Consider the following 23,788-nt stretch of genomic DNA (forward strand, 5'->3'; position numbering starts at 1 on the left):
GACGCGGCCCGCCGCCATCACGACCATGACGGGGCCCGCACGGGCCGCGCAGAGGGGGGAGACGCCGTGGCAGTGCTGACCGAGGCGAGAGGGCGACCGGAGGCGCGGTCCACGGGGCGGGCCACCGGGCACGGCGCCTGGTTCCTGGTGCTGCCCGCCCTGATCCCCATCCTGGTGCTGAGCGTGGGGCCGCTGCTGTACGGCATCCTGCTGGCGTTCACCGACGCCCAGTCCGGCCGCACCGCGCCCACGCGGTGGATCGGCGGGCTCAACTTCCGGGACCTGCTCCAGGACACCCTGTTCTGGGAGTCGTTCCGGATCGGGCTGGTGTGGGCCGTCGCGGTGACCGTCCCGCAGTTTCTGCTCGCGCTGGGCCTGGCTCTGCTGCTCGATCAGGACCTGCGGCTGCGCTGGCTCGCCCGCGCGCTGGCGATCGTCCCCTGGGCCATGCCGGAGGTCGTCGTCGGCCTGATGTGGCGGCTCGTCTACCACCCGGACGCAGGCGTCCTCAACGAGACCCTGCGCGGCCTGGGCCTCGGCGACGGCCGGGACTGGCTCGGCGGGCTCGGCACCGCCCTGCCCGCGGTGGTCGTCGTCGGGGTCTGGGCCGGCCTGCCGCAGACCACGGTCGCCCTGCTCGCCGGGCTGCAGAACACCCCGCGCGAACTGCACGAGGCGGCGGCGGTGGACGGCGCGGGCGCCTGGCGCCGGTTCCGCACGGTCACCTGGCCCGCCCTCAGACCGGTCGCCCTGGCCATCACCGCCCTCAACCTCATCTGGAACTTCAACTCCTTCGCCCTGGTCTATGTGCTGACCAACGGCGGCCCCGGCGGACGCACCCGGCTGCCCATGCTGTTCGCCTACGAAGAGGCCTTCCGCTACGGGCAGTTCGGCTACGCGGCGGCGATGGGATGCGTGATGGTCGCGGTGATCTCGGTACTCCTGGCCGTCTTCCTGGCAGGGCGGCTGCGGGGAGGTGACGAGGCGTGAGGACCCGTACCGGCGCACGGCTCGGCCAGTACGCGGCGCTGCTCGGCTATCTCGCCTTCCTCGCCCTGCCGTTCCTCTGGCTGGTCTCCACCGCGTTCAAGTCGCCGCGGGAACTGGGCGGCGCGCACCCCACCTGGATCCCGCGGGATCCCACACTGGCCAACTTCCGGCAGGCCTTCGACGAGCAGCCGCTGCTGCACGCGGCACTCAACTCCCTGCTCGCCGCGCTCGGGGCCGCGGTGATCGCCGTACTGATCGGGACTCCGATGGCGTACGTGGTCGCCCGCCGCCGCACGGCGCTGTCCCGGGCGGCCACCGGATGGGTGGTGGTCAGCCAGGCGTTCCCCTTCGTCCTGGTCATCATCCCGCTGTTCCTCGTGCTGAAGAGCCTGCGGCTGATCGACTCCCTGGCCGGGCTGATCCTGGTCTACGTCGTGTGGGCGCTGCCGTTCGCCCTGTGGATGCTCACCGGCTATGTGCGGGCGGTGCCGGCCGAACTGGAGGAGGCCGCGGCGGTCGACGGGGCCGGGCGGCTGCGGACCCTGGTGTCGGTGACCGCGCCGCTGCTGGCGCCGGGGATCGTGGCGACGGCGCTGTTCGCGTTCGTCACCGCGTGGAACGAGTTCTTCTTCGCGCTGGTGCTGCTGAAGACCCCGGAGAAACAGACCCTGCCCGTCGTCCTCACCCACTTCATCGGCGCGGAGGGCGCCCTGGACCTGGGGCCGCTGGCCGCCGCCGCGTCCCTCGCGACCCTGCCGTCCCTGCTGGTGTTCGCCCTCATCCAGCGACGGATCACCGGCGGCATGCTCGCCGGGGCGGTGAAGAGCTGATGCGCACCCGCACGGCGACGCTGCTCGTCGCACTGCTGCTGCTCCTCGCGGGCTGCTCCTTCGAAGACGGGGACGGCACCGGCCCGATCCGGCTGCGGTTCCAGTCCCTGGCCTGGCAACAGGAGTCCGTGGCCGCCACCAGGGAACTGGTACGGGAGTGGAACGCCACGCATCCCGGTGTCCGGGTCGAGTACGTCCAGGGAAGCTGGGACAGCGTCCATGACCAACTGCTCACCGCCTTCGAGGGCGGCGAGGCCCCGGACATCGTCCACGACTCCTCCGACGACCTCGCGGACTTCGCCTACGGCGGCTATCTCGCCGATCTCACCGACCTGCTGTCCGACCGGCTCACGTCGGACATACCTCACCGGAGCTGGCGGACCACCACGTTCGGGGACGGCATCTATGGCGTGCCGTTCCTTCAGGAGCCGCGGGTGCTGATCGCGAACGCGGACTGGCTGCGGGCGTCCGGCGTGCGCATACCGACGCCCGAACGCCCGTGGAGCTGGGCCGAGTTCCGGCAGGTGACCGCGCGGCTGAGCGGAGCCGGGAAGTACGGCGTGGCCTGGCCGCTCAAGGAGCCCGTCTCCGCCACGCTCAATCTGTCCCTGTCCGCGGGCGGCCGGCTGTTCCATCGGGGCGCGGACGGCCGGGTGACGGTGCGGTTCGAAGCGGGCGACGCGGTGGTGCCGCGCACCGTCCGCGATCAGGTCGCCGATCGCAGCGCGCCCGGATCGACGCTGGGCAGCGGCGGCTCCGACACGCTGCCCGGGTTCTTCGGCGGCCGGTACGCGATGGTCCCGCTGGGCTTCTCCTACCGGCAGCAGGTCGCGCAGCAGGCACCCGAGGGCTTCGAGTGGCAGGTGCTGCCCGCCCCGGCCGGCGCCGACGGGCTCACCCAGGGGGTCAGCCCGCAGACCCTGTCCATCGCCGAGGACAGCCCGCACAAGAAGGAGGCCGCCGCGTTCGTCGACTTCCTGCTGCGGCCCGGGAACATGGTGCGGCTCGCCCTCGGCGACTGGATGCTGCCCACCGGCGCCAGGGCCCTGCGGGACCCGGCGCTGCACACCGCCGAGGACGGCTGGGCGGTCGGGGCCGCCCTGGCCGCCCACCTCAGCCCGGCACCCGCCCAGTCCGTGCGCGGCTACCCGGAATGGAAGGACAAGGTCGCCACCCCGGCCCTCCAGGAGTACTACAGCGGAGCCGTCGGCCTGGACGAACTCCGCCACCGCCTGGAACACGACGGAAACCTGATCCTCTCCCGCTACCAACGCTGACCCGCACCCCAAGACCCCGGGCCGGCGGCCCCGCACCCCCGCGAGCCCCGGGCTCGCGGGCATGTGTCTCGGCGCGGCGCCACCTCGGGGCGTCCCGTGCGCGCGGGGCCGGTTTCGCGCGCGGGGGTTGGACCAAGCTGACCCGCGCCACCGGCGGTGACGTGCAGCACCAACGCTGACCCGCGGCACCAACGCTCAGCCGGCGGTGGGCTGCTGGGTGTCGGCTGCTGGGCAGGGGGTCGGAAACCTCGTTGCACGAGACGTATCGTCTTGTCTAGCCTCACGGTATGACCACTCCCGCGCATATCGCCATGTTCTCCATCGCCGCGCACGGCCATGTGAACCCCAGCCTGGAGGTGATCCGCGAACTCGTCGCGCGGGGGCACCGGGTGACGTACGCGATCCCGCCGGCCTTCGCCGAGAAGGTGGCCGCGACCGGGGCCCAGCCGGTGCGCTACACCTCCACGCTGCCCGGCCCGGACGCCGACCCCGAAGCCTGGGGGAGCACCCTGCTGGACAACGTGGAGCCCTTCCTGAACGACGCGATCCAGGCACTGCCCCAGCTGATCGAGGCCTACGAGCACGGCGGGCACGGCGTGCCCGACCTCGTCCTGCACGACATCGCCTCCTACCCGGCCAGGGTCCTCGCCCACCGGTGGGGCGTGCCCGCGATCTCCCTCTCGCCGAACCTGGTCGCCTGGGACGGCTACGAGGAGGAGGTCGCCGAGCCGCTGTGGGCCGAGCCGCGGAAGACCGAGCGCGGCCGGGCCTACTACGCCCGCTTCGAGTCCTGGCTCGCGCAGAACGGGATCACCCAGCACCCCGATCCGTTCGCCGGCCGCCCCGCACGCTCCATCGTCCTGATCCCGAAGGCGCTCCAGCCGCATGCCGACCGGGTCGACGAGCGCGTCCACACGTTCGTCGGCGCCTGCCAGGGCGACCGCTTTGCCGAGGGCGACTGGCGGCGCCCGGCCGACGCCGAGAAGGTGGCGCTGGTGTCGCTCGGCTCGGCGTTCACCAAGCAGCCCGCGTTCTACCGGGAGTGCGTCGCCGCGTTCGGGGACCTGCCCGGCTGGCACCTGGTGCTCCAGATCGGCCGGCACGTCGACCTCGGCGACCTGGGCGTCGTACCCGCCAATGTGGAGGTGCGCACCTGGGTTCCGCAGCTGGCGATCCTGAGGCAGGCCGACCTGTTCGTCACGCACGCCGGCGCGGGCGGCAGCCAGGAGGGACTGGCCACGGCCACGCCGATGATCGCCGTACCGCAGGCCGCGGACCAGTTCGGCAACGCCGATGTGCTCCAGGGGCTCGGGGTGGCCCGACGCCTCGACACCGAGCAGGCGGACGCCGCGACGCTGCGGGCCACGGCGCTCGCCCTGGTCGACGACCCCGAGGTGGCCCGGCGGCTCAAGCGCATCCAGTCCGACATGGCCCAGGAGGGCGGCACCCCACGAGCGGCCGACCTCATCGAGGCCGAACTCCCGACCCACCGCCACTGACCCGGCCCCCGCGGCGCGCGAGCGGGACCGCATCCCAGCACGGACTCCGGCCGGGGCACGGCGCACGGGGCACAGGGGGCGGGGGCGGGGGCGGGGGGCAGGGGACGACGAGGGCACGGGTGCGTGTCGGCGTCGCGCCCAACTGGGGCGGGAGACGGGGCTCGTGTGGCTTTCGCGGGCTGGGGTTGGAAACCGCGGGCTCGCGCTCCGGGGTCGGCGCCCCCGGGCCCTGGGCGGGACGGCGTACGGATCCCGTGGCCCGGGCGGGACGGCGCATGGTCTCGTGGCCCGGGCGGGACGGCGCATGGTCTCGTGGCCCGGGCGGGACGGCGCATGGTCTCGTGGCCCGGGCGGGACGGCGCATGGTCTCGTGATCCGGGCGGAACGACGTATGGATCCCGTGATCCGGGCGGGAGGGCGTATGGGTCCCGTGCCTCGGACGGGACGGCGCATGGGGCCCATGGCCAAGGGTGGGTGTCGGGGGCGTGGCTTCGGTGGCGGGATGGGTGAGGGCCCGCCGTTTCCCGGGGGGAACGGCGGGCCCTCGTGGAGGGGGTGGGGCGGGGTCAGACTCGTACGGGTTCGCCCTCGGCACGGTGCGTCGGGGCCGGGGGCTCCGGGGACTCGTCGTGGGTGAGGTCGGGCAGCCGGTGCAGCCACTTCGGCAGATACCAGTTCCGCTCGCCCAGCAGCGCCATCACGGCCGGCAGCAGCACACCGCGGATGACGGTCGCGTCGATCAGCACCGCCGCCGCGAGGCCCACGCCCATCTGCTTCATGGACTGCATGGACAGCGTGCCGAAGATCGCGAACACGGCGACCATGATGACCGCGGCACTGGTGACGACCCCCGCCGTGGTGACCACCCCGTGCTGGATCGCCTCCTTCGTGCCGCGCCCGCGCAGCCGTGCCTCGCGGATCCGGGAGACCACGAACACGTGGTAGTCCATGGACAGCCCGAACAGGATCACGAAGAGGAACAGCGGCAGCCAGGTGACGATCGCGCCGACACCCTCCGCCCCCACCAGTGAGGCACCCCAGCCGTGCTGGAAGACGGCGACGAGAATGCCGTAGGCCGCGCCCACCGACAGCAGGTTCAGCACGATCGACGTGATCGCGACGGTCAGCGAGCGGAACGACAGCAGCATCAGCAGGAAGGCGAAGACGACCACGAACGCGAAGACCGGGACGACGGAGCTGGCCATCTGGTCGTTGAAGTCCTTGGAACCGGCGACCTGACCGGTGATCGGCGCCTTGAGACCGTCGACCTTGCCGAGCGTGGCCGGCCGCACGTCGTCGCGCAGTTTCTCCAGGCTCTTGCCCGCCTTGTCCATGTCGGAGCCGCCGACCAGCGGCACGGACACCAGGGCGACGTTCTGCGCGTCGTGCAGCGTGATGCCCACCGGACCGCGCGAGGCGCCCGAGTCGACCGCCTGCTGCTTGAAGTCGGCCAGCGCCTGCTTGACCTCGGGCGCGTTGATGTCCCGCGCCTTCACGACCACCTCGGCCGGCTCGGAGCCTCCTGGGAACGCCTCGTTGACCCGGTTGTACGTCTGCACGATGGGCAGCCCGTCCCCGAACTCCTGGTCCAGTGTGAGCTGCGAGGTCTTCATGCCCAGCGCGGGCGCCGCGAGGGTCAGCAGCGCGCCCGCCGCGACGACGACGGACACCATGGGCCGGGCGAGCACGCCCCGCAGCACGGCGGTCCAGAACCGGCTCTCGGCGGGAACGCCACGGCTGCGCCGGCGCAGGAACGGGATCCGCCCCTTCTCGACCCGCTCGCCCAGCAGCGACAGGAGCGCGGGCAGCACCGTCACCGACCCGACCATGGCGACCGCCACGACCATCAGCGAGGCCAGGCCCATCGCCTCGAACTCGGCGATCCCGGTGAAGAGCATGCCCGCCATCGCCACGCACACCGTGACACCGGAGACGATGATCGCGCGCCCGCTGGTCGCGGCGGCGATCCTGAGGGCCGTGCCCGCGTCCCGCCCGGCGTCCCGTTCCTCGCGCTCCCGGCGCAGATAGAACAGGCAGTAGTCGACACCGACCGCCAAACCGACCAGCAGCATCACGGAGTTGGCGGTGTCGCTCATCGGCTGGAGGTGGCTGACGAGGCCCATCAGACCCATCGTCGCCATGATCGCGGTGAGCGCGAGCGCCACCGGCAGCAGCGCGGCCACCAGCGTGCCGAAGGCGATCAGCAGAATGCCGAGGGCGACCGGCACGGCGGAGTACTCGGCCTGCTGGAAGTCGGACCCGAAGGCGTCCTGGTACTGCTTGTTCATGCTGGCGCCGCCGATCTCCTCGATCCGCAGCGACCCATGGTCCTTCTGCACACCCTCGACGGCCTTCAGCACCGGCTCGACCCGGTCGGCGGCGGTCTCCGCGTCGCCGCGCATGTCGAACTGCACCAGCGCGCTGCGACCGTCCTTCGAGATCGTCCCCGAGTCGTACGGGGACGTCACACCGGTGACCCTGCCGGTGGCCCCGACCGCCTCGACGACATCGGCGACGGCTGCCTTGAACGCGGCGTCGGTGGACTTGACCGAGCCGTCCCGGGCCTGGACCAGCACGGTCTCGCCGGCCGGTTCCTTGATCCCCGCGTCATCGATGATCTTCGCCGCGGTGTGTGTCTCGCCTCCCATCTGATCGCTGGCGTTGACATCGACCCGTCCCGCGGCCGAACCGAGCCCCGTGGCCAGGACGACGAACAGCACCCAGATGCCGACGGCAGCCCATCGGTGGCGTGCGCTCCAGCCGCCGGCCCGGGCGGCCAGGCCCCGCACCCGCGAATCTCCGTTCCCCATGACGGGCTTGCCCCCTCGTATGCGGTGACGGCTTCGGCCGCCACACGTTCGCTGCGTGTCGCTTCGAAGGTAGGTGCGGAACAAGCGCGTCTCGTCGTGCTGCCCGGTGAACTGCGGCCGGCCCGGGTCATTCCGTGGGACTCCGGGGGCTCATCGCCCAGGAGTACGGTTGCCCCCTACACCTGTCCGGGGCCGCGGGGAGCGGGATCAGGGTCGCCGAACGCGCCGCGTCCGATCCGGGCCAAGAATCCGCTTTGTGCCGGCGCAAGCTTGTTGAACGGCTCACAGGCGCGTGGAGGGGTTGCTCCCTCCCCCGCGATCGGCGAGAGTTTCGCCCAGCCCGCGACCACGGGCACGGCCGTCGTGCCCGCCCCCACGGGGCACGACGGCCGCTCGTGGCTATCGTGTGCGGATGACGACGTACGCGGCGCTGCTGCGCGCAATCAACGTGGGCGGCAGAAAACTCCCGATGGCCGAGCTGCGCGGGCTTCTGGAGGGCCTGGGCCATGACCGCGTGCGCACCTATCTGCAGAGCGGACAGGCGGTCTTCGCCGCGGACCACGGCGACGAGGAGTCCCTGGCCGCGGAGATCAGCCGGGCGTCGAGGGAGCGGTTCGGTTTCGACGTGGACGTGATCGTGCGCGACCACGCCTATCTGAAGGCGGTCGCCGACGCCTGCCCCTTCCCGGCCGCCGACCTCGAAGGACGACAGCTCCACGCCACCTACTTCTCCGCCCCGGTCGACGCGGCCCGCTACGCCGACATCGACACGGCCGCCCACCGCCCCGAGGAGTTCCGGCTCGGCGACCGCGTCCTGTACCTGTACGCGCCGGACGGCCTCGGCCGCTCCAAGCTGGCGGAGGCCCTGTCCCGGCCCCGCCGGACCAGGGACGTGATCGCCACCAGCCGCAACTGGAACACCGTCCTCAAACTCGTGGAGCTGACCGCCACGGCACAGTGACCCTGCGCGGCCCGAGGCACGGCGCCCGGAAAAGGATCACGCGCGGGCTGTCGCATTTGTTCAAGAGGCCGCGCCGGGTGCTCCCTAGGGCGTGTTTCGAAAGTGGCGTCGTCCGCCCGGAGGGCGGGGCCCGCGGCGTCAGGTGCGGTGTGGCCGCGACCCGCGGCAAAGGGCGCCCGGCCACCGCGTTGCGAGGAGAACCGGCCGCATCTGACCCCCGTGTCACGCCGACTGCTCGGGACCCGCGGCTGGTCTGCGCCTTTAGATATAGGGGCGCGGGGAACTGCGCGCCCAGCCACGACGCACCCGCACCGGAGAGACGACGTCTGCGCCCTATAGGGGCGCGGGGAACTGCGCGAGAGGCCTCCACGCACCCGCACCCGCACCCGCCCCCAGCAGCCGACGCCCCCCGGCGAATCCGGCTGACCCGGCGGAGTCGTACCGTTCCAGCACCACCCGCGCCACCTCCGCACCCGCACCCGCACCCAGCACATCGGCCAGCACGTCCGCCCCGGCGTCCCGCGCGCCCCGCGCGATACGGTCCGGCAGGAAACCGGGCGCGAGGACGTACGGCGCGACCGCCACCCGGGCGCAGCCCAGACCGCGGAGTTCCCGCACCGCCTCCTCGGTGGGCGGAAACCCCGCGGGCGATCCGGCGGAGGCGAACGCGGGCCGCACGGCGCGCCATCCGGTGCGCCGCCACTCCCGTGCGATGCCGGCGATCACCGCGATCGCCTCCGGGTCCGTGGACCCCGCGGAGGCCAGCACGACCCCGGTCGACGGCTTGTCGGCCGGTGTCACCCCGGCCTCCCGCAGCCGCCGCTCCAGCGCCGTCAGCAGCAGCGGCGACGGCCCGAGCACATTGGCCTGCCGGATCCGCAGCCGCGGCGGGGCGTCCCGCAGCACCGCGGGCACGTCCGCCTTCGCGTGGTAGGCGCGGGTGAGCAGCAGCGGCAGCGCCACCACGTCCCGTACGCCCTCCGCCGCCAGGGACTCCAGCGCCGTGTGCACGGACGGCACGTCGAAGTCCAGGAAACCGGTCGCCACCCGCAGCCCCGGCCGCAGCGACCGCACCCGCCGCACCAGGGCGTGCACGGTCGCGGCATGCCGCGGATCGCGGCTGCCGTGGGCGATCACCACGAGCGCGGGGCGGACCGGTGTGCGCATGCCGTCTCTCAGCCCTTCACCAGCAGCCCGCGGCTGCGCAGCACCCACCGCTCCAGCGGGCTGAAGATCAGCAGGTCGATGGCGATGCCGACGAACAGGATGAGCAGGATGGCCTCGAACACCATGGCCATGTCGCTGGCGTTGCGGCCGTTCTCCAGCAGTTGGCCGAGGCCCACGCCGAGGTCGGGGAACGACGCGATGATCTCGGCGGCCATCAGCGAGCGCCACGAGAAGGCCCAGCCCTGCTTCATGCCGGCCACATAGCCGGGGAGCGCGGCGGGCAGCGTGACGTGCCAGGTGCCCTTGAGACCCGTCGCGCCCATCGTGCGGCCCGCGCGCAGGAACAGCGGCGGCACCTGGTCCACGCCGGACACCAGCCCGTTGGCGATGGACGGCACCGCGCCGAGCAGGATCACCGCGTACATCATCGAGTTGTTCAGGCCCAGCCAGATCACGGCCGGCGGCACCCATGCCACGGACGGCAGCGACTGGAGCCCGGACAGGATCGGACCGATGGCCGCGCGCACGAACCGCACCCGTGCCACCAGCAGTCCGAGCGGGGTGCCGATGAGCAGCGCGAAGCCGAAGCCGAGCAGACCGCGCGAGACGCTGGTCCAGATGTACTCCAGCAGCGTGCCCTGCAGCCAGGCGTTCTGGATCTCGTGCCACACCGCCGTCGGGGAGGGCAGCTTGGTGGGGTCGTCGACGATGCCGAGGGATATCAGGCCCTGCCAGACCACGAGGACCACGACGATCGCGGTGACCGGCGGCACGACCTTGTCGACGAGGGTCTTGCGCAGCGGCGTGCGGCCCGCGGTGGAGGTCTCCAGCGCGTCCAGGCCCGCCTCGATGCCGGGCAGTTCGGCGGAGTCCGCCGTCTTCGTCTCAGTGCTGGCCATGGCGGCGGATCTCCCCACGCAGTACTTCGGTGATCTCGACGGACAGTTCCGCCACGGGAGCGTCCTCGATGCGCCGCGGCTGCGGGATGTCGACGGTCCACTGCCGGGCCACCCGGCCCGGCCGGGAGGACAGCAGGACGACGCGCTGGGCGAGCCGTACGGCCTCGCGCACGTTGTGCGTCACGAACAGCACGGACACGCCGGTCTCGGCCCAGATGCGGGTCAGCTCGTCGTGCAGCACGTCCCGGGTGATGGCGTCGAGCGCGGCGAACGGCTCGTCCATCAGCAGCAGTCTGCCTTCCTGGGCGAGCGCGCGGGCCAGCGCCACACGCTGCCGCATACCGCCCGACAGTTCGTGCACGCGCTTGCCGTGCGCGCCCTTCAGACGGACGAGTTCGAGCAGTTCCTCGGCCCTGGTGCGACGCTCGGGCTTGGCGACGCCACGGAGCTTGAGGGCGAGTTCGATGTTCTTGCCCGCGGTCAGCCACGGGAAGAGGGCGTGCTCCTGGAACATCAGGGCCGGGCGGCCGTCCGTCGTGATCGAACCCGCGGTGGGCTCGTCGAGGCCCGCCACCAGGTTCAGCAGCGTTGACTTGCCGCAGCCGGAGGCCCCCAGGAGGGTGACGAACTCGCCCGGCGCGACATCGAGGCTGATGTCGTCCAGGACGAGTTGCTGCCCGCCCGGCCCCGCGAAGGACTTGGAGACATGCTCAAGGCGTGCCGCGTGCTCGACGGCCTCGGCGGCCTCGGCGTACGTCGTGGCCATGGTCGTCACCTCCTGGGAACTCGTAGGAGCGGGTCAGCTGGTGCCGAGACCGGCGGCGTCGACGGGGCTCTCGCCCGCGGCCTTGAGCACCTTGTTGAGGATCGTCAGGTCGTAGATGCCGGCCAGGTCGGGCTTCTCCAGCAGTCCGGCCTTGACCGCGTGCTCCGCCTCGGTGTGGAGCGTGGCGGCCAGCGGGTCGTCGGTGATCTGGATCGACTTCCACGCCGGGTCCAGCACCTCGGCCGACAGCGCCTTGCCGGAGTCCTGCTCCAACTGCTTGTTGGCCGCCGCCTTCGCCTGCTCCGGATTGGCGTTGATCCACTTGTTGGTCTCGACGGACGCCTTCAGCACCGCCTCGACGGCCTTCGGGTGCTGTGCGAGGAACTTCTGCGACACGATGATGTTCGTGATCACGAACTTCTTGTCCGGCCAGAGCGTGGCCTCGTCGAGCAGCACCTTGCCGCCCTCGGCGACCAGCTTCGACGCCGTCGGCTCCGGCACCCAGGCGCCGTCGATCGAGCCGGCCTTGAACGCGTCCGGGGTCACCTTGTTGTCGCTGCGGACGACCGTGACGTCGCCCTTGCCGCTCTGCGCGTCGACCTTCCAGCCCTGGTCCGCGATCCAGTTGAGGAACGCCACGTCCTGTGTGTTGCCGAGCTGAGGGGTGGCGATCCGCTTGCCCTTGACGTCCTTCAGAGACTTGATCTTGTCCGGGTCGACCACGAGCTTCACTCCGCCCGAGGCCGAACCGCCGATGATCTTCAGGCTCTTGCCCTTGGACTTGGTGTAGCCGTTGATCGACGGGGACGGGCCGATCCAGCCGATGTCGATGGAACCGGCGTTCAGCGCCTCGATCTCGGAGGGCCCGGCGTTGAAGGTCGCGTACTGGGCCTTGGTGGCCCCCAACTCCTTCTGGAAGAAGCCCTTCTGGTTGCCGACCAGCGCGGTCGCGTGGGTCAGGTTCCCGAAGTAGCCGATTCGTACGGAGTCCAGGCCGTCGATCTTCTCGGATCCTGCGGCGACCTTCTGGTCGGACGAGCTGTCCTTGGACTCGGAGCCGTAACCGCAGGCGGCGAGTGCGAGGAGGGGGAGCGCGGCGGCCGCGGCGAGCCCGCGGCGGAGTGCGAAGGAGCGGTTGGCAGGCACGGGAGGTGTTCCTCTCGTTGGCCCGGCGGTCACGGTCTCTCAGGGCGTGGCCGGGAGTTCGGCAGGTCTTCGGTCAGGGGCATGGGGGGTGAGGGCGCGCCGGCAGTGCGCGTACGTCAGCGCACACATCGCGCCACTCCGCCCTGCCCGCTGCCGAGGGCACCGCTGCCCACACGGCCGCCCTCCTTGGCGAACGTCGAGAAGAAATCGGTCGTGGTCATGCTCAGAAGTCCCAGCCGTCGTTGTCGTCGTCGTCCTTGACCGGCTCGGGCGCGGCGAAGGACTCGCCGACCATGCCGGCGGTGAGGGTCGTGCCGTCACCCGGGTCGATCAGGATGAACGAGCCGGTGCGGCGCGAGTCGGCGTACGAGTCGAGCGGCAGCGGTTCGGCGGTGCGGATCTTGACCCGGCCGATGTCGTTGGCGACGAGCCGGCCCGGGTGCGGGTGCAGGGAGAGGTCGTCCAGGGTGAGCCGGGACGGGATGTCCTTGACGATCGCCTTGACGGTGCGGGTGCCGTGCTTGAGCAGCACCCGGTGGCCGATGGTCAGCGGCTGGTCGGCGACATGGCAGACGGTCGCCTCGACATCCTGCGTGGTGGCCGGGGCGTCCTTGCTGGGCACGATCAGGTCGCCGCGCGAGATGTCGATGTCGTCCTCCAGCAGGATCGTCACCGACTGGGTGGTCCAGGCCGTCTCGACGGGGGTGCCGAGCAGGTCGATGCCGCTGATCCTGGAGGTCCGGCCGGCGGGCAGGATCGTCACGTCATCGCCGACGCGGAAGGTGCCGGCCGCGATCTGTCCGGCGTAGCCGCGGTAGTCGGGGTGTTCGGCGGTCTGCGGGCGGATGACGTACTGGACGGGCAGCCGGGCGTGGCAGTGCGCCAGGTCGTGGCTGACCGGGACGGTCTCCAGGTGCTCCAGGACGGTCGGGCCGCCGTACCAGTCCATGGTGGCGGAGGGCTCCACCACGTTGTCGCCGGCCAGCGCCGAGATCGGGATGGCGGTGACCTCGGGGACGCCCAGTTCCTTCGCGTACGCGGTGAACTCCTCGGCGATCGCGGCGAAGGCGGGCTCGCGGTAGTCGACGAGGTCCATCTTGTTGACGGCGAGGACGACATGGGGGACGCGCAGAAGGGCGGCGATGGCGGCGTGACGGCGGGTCTGTTCGACGACGCCGTTGCGGGCGTCGACGAGGATGACGGTGAGTTCGGCGGTGGAGGCGCCGGTGACCATGTTGCGGGTGTACTGCACATGGCCGGGGGTGTCGGCGAGGATGAAGCGGCGACGGGGGGTGGCGAAGTAGCGGTAGGCGACATCGATGGTGATGCCCTGTTCGCGTTCTGCGCGCAGTCCGTCGGTGAGCAGGGCGAGGTCGGGGGCGTCCTTGCCGCGGCTGAGGGAGGCGTGCTCGACGGCTTCGAGCTGGTCGGCGAGGACCGACTTGGAGTCGTGCAGCAGGCGGCCGACGAGGGTGGACTTGCCGTCGTCGACGGAGCCGGCGGTGGCGAACCGGAGCAGGGTGGTGGCTTGACGGTCCTCGGTGGTCGTCGTCGTCATGCTAGAAGTACCCCTCGCGCTTGCGGTCTTCCATCGCGGCTTCGGAGAGCTTGTCGTCGGCGCGGGTGGCGCCGCGTTCGGTGAGCCGGGAGGCGGCGATCTCGGCGATCACCTTGTCGATGGTGTCGGCGTCGGAGTCGACGGCGCCGGTGCAGGACATGTCGCCGACGGTGCGGTAGCGGACCTGTCGTTTCTCCACTTTCTCGCCGTCCTTCGGCCCGCCCCACGCACCGGCCGTCAGCCACATGCCGTTGCGCTGGAACACCTCGCGCTCATGGGCGTAGTAGATCTCGGGCAGGTGGATGTCCTCGCGGGCGATGTACTGCCAGACGTCGAGTTCGGTCCAGTTGGACAGTGGGAAGACACGGACGTGTTCGCCGGGTGCGTGGCGGCCGTTGTAGAGGTTCCACAGTTCGGGGCGCTGGCGGCGGGGGTCCCACTGGGAGAAGGCGTCGCGGAGGGAGAAGACGCGTTCTTTGGCGCGGGCCTTTTCTTCGTCGCGGCGTCCGCCGCCGAAGACGGCGTCGAACCTCTGGTGCTGGATCGTCTCGGTGAGGGGGAGGGTCTGGAGCGGGTTGCGGGTGCCGTCCGGGCGTTCTTTGAGCACACCGCGGTCGATGTAGTCCTGTACTGAGGCCACATGGAGGCGGAGGCTGTGTGTGGCGGCCACATGGTCGCGGTAGTCCAGGACTTCGGGGAAGTTGTGTCCGGTGTCCACATGGAGGAGGGCGAAGGGTATGGGCGCGGGGGTGAAGGCTTTCAGCGCGAGGTGGAGCATGACGATGGAGTCCTTGCCGCCGGAGAAGAGGATCACCGGTCGTTCGAACTCGCCCGCGACCTCGCGGAAGATATGCACCGCCTCCGACTCCAGCGCGTCCAGATGCGACAGCGAGTACGGCGTGCCCGTGCCCTCGCCGGCCTTCGCGACGGTCGTCATGCCAGTCCCCTCTCGCTGAGCAGGGCGTACACCGACGCCGCGGACTCCTGCACGCTCTGGTGCTGCGACTCGATCCGCAGATCGGGCGCCTCGGGCTCCTCGTACGGGTCGTCGACGCCCGTCAGACCGGTCAGTTCGCCCGCCGCCTGCCGGGCGTACAGGCCCTTCACATCCCGCTCGGAGCACACCTCGACCGGGGTCGCCACATGCACCTCGACATACGACGTGCCGTTCTCCTCGTGGCGCTTGCGGACCGCCTCGCGGCTGTCGGCGTAGGGCGCGATCACCGGGACGAGCGCCGTGACGCCGTTACGGGCCAGCAGTTCGGCGACGAAGCCGATGCGCTGCACATTGGTGTGCCGGTCCTCGCGGCCGAAGCCGAGCCCCGCCGAGATGAACTCGCGGATCTCGTCGCCGTCGAGCACCTCGACGAGGTGTCCCGCCGCGCGCAGCCGGCCGGCCAGTTCGTACGCGATGGTGGTCTTGCCGGCACTCGGCAGACCCGTGAGCCAGACGGTGGCTCCGTTCGTCACGTGCGTCTCCTGGGTCTCGGTGATCGTCATTCGTGCAGCCCGCACTCGGTCTTGGCGCGCCCGGCCCAGCGGCCGGCACGCGCGTCCTCGCCCGCCAGGACCCGCCGGGTGCAGGGCGCGCAGCCGACGGAGGCGTAGCCGTCCATCAGCAGCGGGTTGGTGAGCACGCCGTGCTCGGCGACATACGCGTCCACGTCGTCCTGGGTCCAGCGGGCGATCGGGGAGACCTTGACCTTCTGCCGCTTCTCGTCCCAGCCGACGACCGGAGTGCCCGCCCGGGTCGGGGACTCGTCGCGGCGCAGCCCGGTCGCCCAGGCCTGATAGCCCTTCAGACCCTCCTCCAGAGGCCGCACCTTGCGCAGCCGGCAGCACAGGTCCGGGTCGCGGTCGTGCAGCCTCGGGCCGTACTCGGCGTCCTGTTCGGCGACCGACCGGCGCGGGGTCAGGGTGATGACGTTGACGTCCATCACCGCCTCGACCGCGTCGCGGGTGCCGATGGTCTCGGGGAAGTGGTAGCCGGTGTCGAGGAAGACCACGTCGACGCCCTTCATGACCCGCGAGGCCAGATGGGCGACCACCGCGTCCTCCATGGAGGACGTCACACAGAAGCGGCGGCCGAACGTGTCCGCCGCCCACTGGAGGATCCGGAGCGCGGACGCGCCTTCCAACTCGTGTCCCGCCTGCTCGGCGAGCGCCCGCAACTCATCACTCGTACGGTCTTGTTGAGCGGTCGTCATCTGCGATCGTGCCCTCCGTCGTCGGCAGGCCGAAGGCCGCCCGCGTCCGGGACGTGCGCCCGCGGAGAGCCGGCGCCGGCGCTCCTGCTCACGCCCCGGGCGAGCAGCCCGAGGAACTTCAGCTGGAAGGCGCGGTTGCACGCCGCGCATTCCCAGGCGCCGTGGGTCTGCTCGCTCGGACGCAGGTCCTCGTCGCCGCAGTACGGGCAGTAGAAGGGGGCGGCCCGCTCGCTCATGACAGGGCCTCCTCGTCGGCCCGGGCGGCCCAGGCGGCGAACCGCTCGCCGTCCTCGCGTTCGGCCGCGAAGCGCTTGAGGACCCGCTCCACATAGTCCGGCAGTTCCTCGGCGGTCACCTTGAGGCCGCGCACCTTGCGGCCGAACCCGGCCTCCAGGCCGAGCGCGCCGCCCAGGTGCACCTGGTAGCCCTCGACCTGGTTGCCGTCGCCGTCGAGGACCAGCTGGCCCTTGAGACCGATGTCCGCGACCTGGATGCGGGCGCAGGCGTTCGGGCAGCCGTTCAGATTGATGGTGATCGGCTCGTCGAAGTCGGGGAGGCGGCGCTCCAGTTCGTCGATGAGCGAGCTGCCGCGCGCCTTGGTCTCGACGATCGCCAGCTTGCAGTACTCGATGCCGGTGCAGGCCATGGTGCCGCGCCGGAACGGGGACGGCTGCACGGTGAGGTCCAGCGACTCCAGGCCCGCGACCAGCGAGTCGACCTGCTCCTCGGTGACGTCCAGCACGATCATCTTCTGCTCGACGGTGGTCCGCACCCGGCCCGAGCCGTGCGCCTCGGCGAGGTCGGCGATCTTGGCCAGGGTGGCGCCGTCCACCCGGCCGACCCGCGGGGCGAAGCCGACGTAGAAGCGGCCGTCCCGCTGCCGGTGCACCCCGACGTGGTCGCGCCAGCGCTCCACGGGCTGGGCGGGCGCGGGGCCGTCGGCCAGCCGCCGCTTCAGATACTCGTACTCCAGCACCCGCCGGAACTTCTCCGCGCCCCAGTCGGCGACCAGGAACTTCAGCCGCGCCCTCGTGCGAAGGCGCCGGTAGCCGTGGTCACGGAAGATCGACAGGACACCCTCGAAGACGTCCGGCACCTCGTCGAGCGGGACCCAGGCACCCAGCCGCTGCCCGATCTTCGGGTTGGTGGACAGGCCGCCGCCGACCCACAGGTCGAAACCGGGTCCGTGCTCGGGGTGCTCGACGCCGACGAACGCGACGTCGTTGATCTCGTGCGCCACATCCAGCAGCGGCGAACCGGAGATCGCGGTCTTGAACTTGCGGGGCAGGTTCGAGAAGGCCGGGTTGCCGATGACCCGGCGGTGGATCTCCTCGATGGCCGGGGTGCCGTCGATGATCTCGTCCTCGGCGATGCCGGCGACGGGCGAGCCGATGATGACGCGGGGCGTGTCGCCGCAGGCCTCGGTGGTGGACAGCCCGACGGCCTCCAGCCGGTTCCAGATCTCGGGGACGTCCTCGATCCGGATCCAGTGCAGCTGGATGTTCTGCCGGTCGGTGATGTCCGCGGTGCCCCGCGCGAACTCCTGCGAGATCTCGCCGATGACCCGCAGCTGCCGGGTGGTGAGGCGTCCGCCGTCGATCCGCACCCGGAGCATGAAGTAGGAGTCGTCCAGCTCCTCCGGCTCCAGGATCGCGGTCTTGCCGCCGTCGATCCCGGGGCGGCGCTGGGTGTACAGCCCCCACCAGCGCATCCGGCCGCGCAGGTCGTTGGGGTCGATCGAGTCGAAACCGCGCTTCGCATAGATCGTCTCAATGCGCGTCCGCACATTGAGACCGTCGTCGTCCTTCTTGAACTGCTCGTTGCCGTTGAGCGGGGTGAAGTGCCCCGCGGCCCACTGACCCTCTCCGCGGTGACGGCTCACCTTGCGGCGGGGCGCGGAGGCAGCAGGGTTCGGCGGAGTGGCGGCCATGGTGAGTACGTCCTTCGGGACAGGCGGAAACGGCTCTGACCTGCGCTGCGGGCGCGTAGATGCATTCCTGCGCACCATTGCGCAAGAAGCGGGGGAAAGCGGGGAATGTCGGCTTCGCTGGGATGCTCAGCTCGCCGGACAGATGGCGCTGGACATGCGGCCGAGGTCGACGTGCCGCCGACTCACCAAGGCAATTCCAGTTCCAGACATGACGGAAGCGTGTCACGGCGTTCTGGACACAGTCCAGCTTCGTCCGTGATGCGGACACCCTGGTCTCGACATGCGAGACGAGGGTGTCATCGGTCACACGTTCCGCAGGGCACCTTGTCGACGCAGGTCAGGCAGGGTATGCGCCGGGCCAGGGGCCGGGCGTGGGGACCTCCCGTTCCTCCTCGACCTTGGTGTCGAACAACCGGAACCCGCGGCGCAGGTAGTTGTCCATCGCGTACGCCCCGTCCTTGCTGCATGTGTGCAGCCACACCCGCTTCGTCGGGGTCCGCTCGGGCCACCGCTCCACGAGGTCCCAGGCCCGGCCCGCGCCGTACGACAGCAGATGGCCGCCGATCCCGCGCCCCCGGAACGCCGGGATCAGACCGAACTGGACGATCTCCACGACACCGTCGTCCTGCGGGGCCAGTTCCAGATAGCCGGCGGGGGTGCCCCGGTCGAGGGCGACCCAGGTCTCCACGCCGGGCCGGTCCAGATGCTCCAGCCAGCGGGCGTGGCTCCAGCCGAGCCGGTCGGTCCAGCGGATGTCACCGCCGACCGACGCGTAGAGGAAGCGACTGAACTCGGGGGAGGGGACCTCGGCGCGGACGATCCGGACATCGCTGTCGGGTGCGGCGGCGGGCAGCAGGTCGGCCGGGGACGTCTGTTCCAGGGACCAGGTGGTCACGGTGACGTTGCTCATGCGGGTCAGCGAATCATCTAACCCAGCGACCTGTCGATGGAGGCGAGCGGGACGGCGAAGAGCATCCGGTCGGTCACCGACCACACCTCGCCGGTCGGCTGCGCGTAGGACAGCGACCCGGCGTGCTCCGCCCAGCAGTGGTGCGCCGCGTCCGAGCCGCAGCGCGCCGCGCGCGCCCCCGTGATGTCCTGGCGCCACAGGCTGCCGTGGCCGTCCAGGTCGCCGGGCGGGTGTCCGAGGTACCAGGCGGTGCGGGCCGAGCCCGGCGGCCGGTAGGACAGCACCCCGCGGATACCGGCGGCCCGAGTCGTGTACGCCTCCACCGCGTCCGCGTGTCCCGCGGCATCGGTGGCGAGCAGTCCGCTGCGGGCCGGGGCGGAACTGAACGAGTAGCGCCACAGCCGGGCCCGCCGGTCGCCGCCGGCGGCGGTCTCCTCGCCGACGACCAGACTGTCCGGCGCCGTGCCGCGGTCCAGGGAGATCGTGCCCGGGCACGGGGAGCCGGTAGCGGTGCACCGCCCCGCCGGGTAGCGGTAGGCGGCGACGGCGGGCATCACATACCGGTGGCCGTCGGCCGACCAGCCGCCCGGTACGCGGCCGATCGCCGTGCCGTCGACCGTGCTGCGCTGGATCCGGTTCAGGTCGTACACATAGAGCGCTTCGGTGCTGTCGGTGGCCGTGGTGACCAGCAGTTTGTCCTGGTACCAGACCATGCCGGAGACCCGCGAGGACAGGCCCCGGTAGTCGCGGCCGTCGGCGGTGGGCACCACGAGCAGCACCCAGCGGTAGGCGGGCCGGGCCGGGTCGTCGGCGTCCACGAAGGCGACCCGGGCCAGGCCCCGGTCGGCGGCCGGCCCATCCGTGGTGCTGTGCGTCGCGCCCGCGAGCAGTACGCGGTGCTTGCCCCACCGCCCGTCGTCGTCCGTGTCCGCCGAGGTGGTCACCGAAGCGGTCCGCCAGTCCCGTACGGCGGTGTCGGCGGGATCCCAGCAGTACGCGTGCCGGGGTGACGGCGCGACCGGCAGCGTGTCCCGGTCGTCGGCCGGGCACTCGGCCGCGGTGCGCAGCCTGCGGTCCGCGCTCCTGAGGACGGCGTCGACGCCGACCGGGCGGCCCATCGCGGAGGCCAGCCGGTCCAGGGTCCGGCGCGGCACCGGGCGCTCCTGGAGCCGCAGCTTCGCGGTGTCGGCGGCGGAGGCCAGCGGCTTGAGCGCGCCCGGGTCGCCGGCGACCGTGGCCTGCGAGGCGCTGATCAGGGTGGCGGCCGCGGTGAGGGCGAGCGCGGCCCCGGCCAGGACCCCGCGCAGCGCCTGGCCCCGCCTGCGTCGGCGATGTCTGCCGCGATGCTTCATAGTTCCTCCCGAGACGGGCCAACTGCGCCTGATGGTCCGTACGTTGACCGAGGAGCAGGTGGGGAAGCCCGTAGGGGGATGCTACGGCAGGAGCGGGCCGCTGCGGCCGAAGACCCTGCAAATATGCGGAAGATACCGCCGGATCTGCCGAATCGGATGCGCCGCATATGCCACTGGCCGTACCCTTTCACCGCCCGCGCCCGCGTTCACCGCCCGCGCCCGCGTTCACCGCCCGCGCCCGCGTTCACCGCCCGCGTGCCGCCGTGACCGCCGGGGCCGTGGAGTGCGGCAGCAGGTCGCGGCTCTGGTCCGGGAGTAGCAGCTCGACCTCGGTGTCCTCGCAGAAACGATACGGCCGATGGCACAGGAGCGCCCCGAGATAGCGTCGTATCCGCGACAGCTCCGCGCGCACCGTCACCGTGCGGGACGGATCGCCGAACACGTCCTCGGCCAGGTCCGCCGCGCTGCGCCCGTCCCGGCGCACCGCCAGCAGATAGAGCAACTCGGCGTGCCGCAGACTCAGTTCCCGCGACCAGGAGGAAGCACCCGCGGACACCGTCACCGACCGGCGGTGCGGCCGCGCCAGATCCAGCACCACCCGGGTCGCCGCGGGCGACGGCTGCTCGTCGACCGTGCGCACCAGCCAGCCCCCGGCCAGCGGTTCCACCAGGCAGGCGCCGAGCCCCGGCAGCCAGCGCCGCCCCGCCGTCAGTGACTTGGGCAGCGCCACCCGCCGGGTGTACGGCATCCCCGTGACCGCCGCCGTCCAGCCGTTCCCGTCCACTACCAGGGCCCGCTCGGCCAGCCGCGCGAGCACCGGCGCCGCCACCGCGCGCAGCCGCTCCAGCGACCCGTGATGCTGCTCCCGCAGCCGTGCCTCGGCCAGCTTCGCCACCGAGGCGACCCACGCCAGCGTGGCCGGATGCATGGTCTCCAGCGGGCCGCTGACATCCACCACCCCGAGCAGCCGGCCGTCCCGCGGATCGGTGATCGGGGCACCCGCACAGGTCCAGGAGGTATGCGTGCGGACGAAGTGCTCGGCGGCGAACACCTGCACGGGCCGGCCCACCACCGCCGGGGTGCCCACGCCGTTGGTGCCGACGACGTCCTCCCGCCAGTCGGCACCCAGGTCGAAACCGAGACCGTCGGCCTTGCGCAGCACCGACGCGGACCCCTCGCGCCACAGCACCCGGCCGTCCGCGTCCGCGACCACCATGATGTGCTGGGCGTTGTCCACGGCCGAAAGCAGCCCCTCGCGCAGCACCGGCAGGACCTGCGCGAGCGGTGACCCCTCCCGTCGGGACCGCACCTCGTCGCGGCTGAGCGGCTCCGGCCTGAAGCCGATCTCCGGGTCGACACCGCCGCGCAGCATCCGCCCCCAGGACTGCTCGATCACCGGCCGGGGCGCGAGCCGCGCACGCCGGCCCGTCAGCGTGGCCTCGCGCACCTCGTTGAGCAACCGCGCAGCCTGCGCGGCGTCCACGGCGGCGAGCTGGGCCACGGTCATCGGCGGGTGCGCCACTGGGATCCTCCCGCAAGCATCGAGCGATCGTCGGCAGGTCATCCGGGCGTTCGTCTCCGATCCGGCTGCCGTTTCCCATACTGCCGGTTCGCTCGTGCCGGACGCATACCCTCCGCGCACAGCCGCCGACGAGTTGCAACCCCCTGCAACCCTGGTGATCGGCCGGAGGGTGGCCAAAACTTGAGGTGCGTCGCCCGGAGCGGCGCTCGTGGCCCCTGACGGGCCCGAGACGGGGGTGGTGCCGTGTCGGCGCAGCACCACCCCCGCGTCGCGTGCCCGCCGCTCAGGACCGCGGCCGCGCCCGGTCCACCACCGCCGCCAGGTCCAGCGAGGGCGGCAGGGTCCCGAAGGCGGAGCCCCAGTCGCCGCCCAGCCGCGACGCGCAGAACGTGTCGGCGACCTCGGGCGGCGCGTACCGGACCAGCAGCGACCCCTGGAGCACCAGCGCCATCCGCTCCACCAGCCGCCGCGCCCGCCCCTCCGCGCTCTCCAGGTCGCCGAGTTCGGTCAGCAGGTCCTTCACCGCCCCGTCCAGCCGCTGGTCCGCGCCGCGCGCCCGGCCCACCTCCAGCAGGAAGGCGTCCAGCGCCTGCGGTTCGCGGGCGAGCGCCCGCAGCACGTCCAGCGCCTGCACGTTCCCGGCGCCCTCCCACACGGAGTTGAGCGGCGACTCGCGCACCAGCCGGGGCAGCCCCGACTCCTCGACATAGCCGTTGCCGCCCAGGCACTCGGCCGCCTCCACCACCACCGGCGCACACCGCTTGGTCACCCAGTACTTGGCGGCCGGCACCGCGAGCCGCAGCAGCGCCCGCTCCTGCTCGCCCCCGTCGTCACAGGCGGCGGCCAGCCGCAGCCCGAGCGCCGTCGCCGCCTCCGACTCCAGGGCGAGGTCGGCCAGCACATTGCGCATCAGCGGCTTGTCGACCAGCTTGCCGCCGAAGGCCTCGCGGTGCGCGCAGTGGTGCACCGCCTGGGCCACCGCCTGCCGCATCAGCCCCGCCGAGCCGAGCACGCAGTCGATCCGGGTCGCGGCGACCATCTCGATGATCGTCGCCACCCCCCGCCCCTCCTCGCCCACCCGGCGCGCCCAGGTCCCCGCGAACTCGACCTCCGCGGACGCGTTCGACCGGTTGCCGAGCTTGTCCTTGAGTCGCTGGAGGAGGAAGACGTTGCGGCCGCCGTCCGCCAGCACCCGCGGGACGAGGAAGCAGGTCGGACCCTGCGGGGCCTGCGCCAGCACCAGGAAGCCGTCGGACATGGGCGCCGAGCAGAACCACTTGTGCCCGGTCAGCTCGTACGTCCCGGCCTCGGCGAGCGGCCGGGCCCGCGTCGTGTTGGCCCGTACGTCGCTGCCGCCCTGCTTCTCGGTCATCCCCATGCCGAAGACGGCGCCGGGCTTCTCCCCGGCCGGCCGCAGCTCGCGCTCGTAGACCGTGCACGTCAGCCGGGGTTCCCACTCCGCCGCGAGCGCGGGATCGGCGCGCAGCGCGGGCACCGCGGCATGGGTCATGGACAGCGGACAGCAGGTGCCGGCCTCCGCCTGGGTCCAGACCAGGAACCCGGCGGCCCGTCGTACATGTCCGGCCGGGCGGACCCAGGCGGTGGTCAGCCCCGCGGAGATCCCCTTGCCCAGCAGCCGGTGCCAGGCCGGGTGGAAGTCGACCTCGTCGATCCGGTGGCCGTAGCGGTCGTGGGTGCGCAGCCGCGGCGGGTTCTCGTTCGCCTGCGTCGCCCACTCCTGCACCTGGACCGAGCCGGCGGACCGGCCGAGCGCGGACAGTTCGGCGCGCACCTCGTCGAGCAGGGCGGGGTCGGTGTGCCGCTCGACCGCCTCCGTGAGGGCGCGGTCCGCGGTGAACAGGTCGTAGCCGACCAGCGGCGGAGGCTGGTTCGTCACGGTGTGGGTGGTAGTGCCTGCCATGTCTGCGAACCTATCCGGGACGACGGCGGAGGGCACCACAGTG

The 23,788-nt window shown here is 71.9% G+C and carries 21 protein-coding genes; 5 read left to right on the forward strand and 16 right to left on the reverse strand.

What is annotated here, in order from left to right; all coding sequences use genetic code 11:
• The first annotated feature begins 66 nt into the window (after positions 1-66).
• The 4 genes from ABT245_RS02890 (at position 67) to mgt (ending at position 4,596) form a co-directional block, all read left to right on the forward strand.
• Positions 67-990 carry a carbohydrate ABC transporter permease gene (locus ABT245_RS02890; protein WP_502982059.1) on the forward strand — a complete coding sequence of 308 codons (924 nt, stop codon included), beginning with the start codon at positions 67-69 and terminating at the stop codon, positions 988-990.
• Positions 987-1,820, forward strand: a complete 834-nt coding sequence (locus ABT245_RS02895) for a carbohydrate ABC transporter permease (RefSeq protein WP_351727958.1) — start codon at positions 987-989, stop codon at positions 1,818-1,820. The genes ABT245_RS02890 and ABT245_RS02895 overlap by 4 nt, the downstream gene beginning before the upstream one ends.
• Positions 1,820-3,097: an ABC transporter substrate-binding protein gene (locus ABT245_RS02900; protein ID WP_351727960.1), complete on the forward strand. Its 1,278-nt coding sequence runs from the start codon at positions 1,820-1,822 to the stop codon at positions 3,095-3,097. The genes ABT245_RS02895 and ABT245_RS02900 overlap by 1 nt, the downstream gene beginning before the upstream one ends.
• Positions 3,098-3,384: 287 nt before the next feature.
• A complete protein-coding gene (gene mgt / locus ABT245_RS02905) occupies positions 3,385-4,596 on the forward strand; it encodes a macrolide-inactivating glycosyltransferase (protein WP_351727961.1) in 1,212 nt (403 codons plus the stop codon).
• Positions 4,597-5,162: 566 nt separating this feature from the next.
• Here mgt and ABT245_RS02910 read toward each other — a convergent pair.
• Positions 5,163-7,406: an MMPL family transporter gene (locus ABT245_RS02910; protein ID WP_351727963.1), complete on the reverse strand. Its 2,244-nt coding sequence runs from the start codon at positions 7,404-7,406 to the stop codon at positions 5,163-5,165.
• 412 nt (positions 7,407-7,818) lie between these two features.
• Between ABT245_RS02910 and ABT245_RS02915 the strand changes: the two genes are divergently transcribed.
• A complete protein-coding gene (locus ABT245_RS02915) occupies positions 7,819-8,367 on the forward strand; it encodes a DUF1697 domain-containing protein (protein ID WP_351727965.1) in 549 nt (182 codons plus the stop codon).
• Positions 8,368-8,700: 333 nt separating this feature from the next.
• Here ABT245_RS02915 and ABT245_RS02920 read toward each other — a convergent pair whose 3' ends face one another.
• From ABT245_RS02920 to ABT245_RS02990, 15 genes are all read right to left on the reverse strand, one after another.
• Positions 8,701-9,534, reverse strand: coding sequence for a sirohydrochlorin chelatase (locus ABT245_RS02920; protein ID WP_351727967.1), 834 nt, complete (start codon positions 9,532-9,534; stop codon positions 8,701-8,703).
• Positions 9,535-9,542: 8 nt separating this feature from the next.
• The gene (locus ABT245_RS02925; RefSeq protein ID WP_351727969.1) at positions 9,543-10,433 is read right to left on the reverse strand and encodes an ABC transporter permease; all 891 of its coding nucleotides are present in this window, start codon (positions 10,431-10,433) and stop codon (positions 9,543-9,545) included.
• Complete coding sequence (locus ABT245_RS02930; protein WP_351727971.1) at positions 10,420-11,199, reverse strand: ABC transporter ATP-binding protein; 780 nt, start codon at positions 11,197-11,199, stop codon at positions 10,420-10,422. Before ABT245_RS02930 ends, ABT245_RS02925 begins: the two co-directional genes overlap by 14 nt.
• 33 nt (positions 11,200-11,232) lie before the next feature.
• On the reverse strand, positions 11,233-12,345 hold the full coding sequence (locus ABT245_RS02935; protein WP_351727972.1) for an aliphatic sulfonate ABC transporter substrate-binding protein: 1,113 nt from the start codon (positions 12,343-12,345) through the stop codon (positions 11,233-11,235).
• A gap of 223 nt (positions 12,346-12,568) precedes the next feature.
• Positions 12,569-13,903, reverse strand: coding sequence for a sulfate adenylyltransferase subunit 1 (locus ABT245_RS02940; protein ID WP_351727974.1), 1,335 nt, complete (start codon positions 13,901-13,903; stop codon positions 12,569-12,571).
• A gap of 1 nt (position 13,904) precedes the next feature.
• A complete protein-coding gene (gene cysD, locus ABT245_RS02945) occupies positions 13,905-14,840 on the reverse strand; it encodes a sulfate adenylyltransferase subunit CysD (RefSeq protein WP_351727976.1) in 936 nt (311 codons plus the stop codon).
• Positions 14,837-15,373, reverse strand: coding sequence for an adenylyl-sulfate kinase (gene cysC / locus ABT245_RS02950; protein ID WP_351727977.1), 537 nt, complete (start codon positions 15,371-15,373; stop codon positions 14,837-14,839). Before cysC ends, cysD begins: the two co-directional genes overlap by 4 nt.
• Before the next feature lie 26 nt (positions 15,374-15,399).
• Complete coding sequence (locus ABT245_RS02955; RefSeq protein ID WP_351727979.1) at positions 15,400-16,110, reverse strand: phosphoadenylyl-sulfate reductase; 711 nt, start codon at positions 16,108-16,110, stop codon at positions 15,400-15,402.
• Positions 16,107-16,346 (reverse strand): hypothetical protein, encoded by a 240-nt coding sequence (locus ABT245_RS02960; protein WP_351728235.1) that lies wholly within the window; start codon positions 16,344-16,346, stop codon positions 16,107-16,109. Before ABT245_RS02960 ends, ABT245_RS02955 begins: the two co-directional genes overlap by 4 nt.
• A complete protein-coding gene (locus ABT245_RS02965; protein ID WP_351727980.1) occupies positions 16,343-18,040 on the reverse strand; it encodes a nitrite/sulfite reductase in 1,698 nt (565 codons plus the stop codon). Before ABT245_RS02965 ends, ABT245_RS02960 begins: the two co-directional genes overlap by 4 nt.
• Before the next feature lie 126 nt (positions 18,041-18,166).
• The gene (locus tag ABT245_RS02970; protein WP_309486338.1) at positions 18,167-18,250 is read right to left on the reverse strand and encodes a putative leader peptide; all 84 of its coding nucleotides are present in this window, start codon (positions 18,248-18,250) and stop codon (positions 18,167-18,169) included.
• A gap of 127 nt (positions 18,251-18,377) precedes the next feature.
• The gene (locus ABT245_RS02975) at positions 18,378-18,950 is read right to left on the reverse strand and encodes a GNAT family N-acetyltransferase (protein WP_351727981.1); all 573 of its coding nucleotides are present in this window, start codon (positions 18,948-18,950) and stop codon (positions 18,378-18,380) included.
• Positions 18,951-18,967: 17 nt separating this feature from the next.
• Positions 18,968-20,302, reverse strand: a complete 1,335-nt coding sequence (locus ABT245_RS02980) for a hypothetical protein (protein WP_351727983.1) — start codon at positions 20,300-20,302, stop codon at positions 18,968-18,970.
• Positions 20,303-20,546: 244 nt separating this feature from the next.
• Positions 20,547-21,824, reverse strand: coding sequence for a GAF domain-containing protein (locus tag ABT245_RS02985; protein ID WP_351727985.1), 1,278 nt, complete (start codon positions 21,822-21,824; stop codon positions 20,547-20,549).
• Between the two features lie 283 nt (positions 21,825-22,107).
• Positions 22,108-23,745, reverse strand: coding sequence for an acyl-CoA dehydrogenase family protein (locus ABT245_RS02990; RefSeq protein WP_351727986.1), 1,638 nt, complete (start codon positions 23,743-23,745; stop codon positions 22,108-22,110).
• Between the last annotated feature and the right edge of the window lie 43 nt (positions 23,746-23,788).

The organism is Streptomyces sp. NPDC001508, assembly GCF_040298665.1.
Taxonomy (GTDB): Bacteria; Actinomycetota; Actinomycetes; order Streptomycetales; family Streptomycetaceae; genus Streptomyces.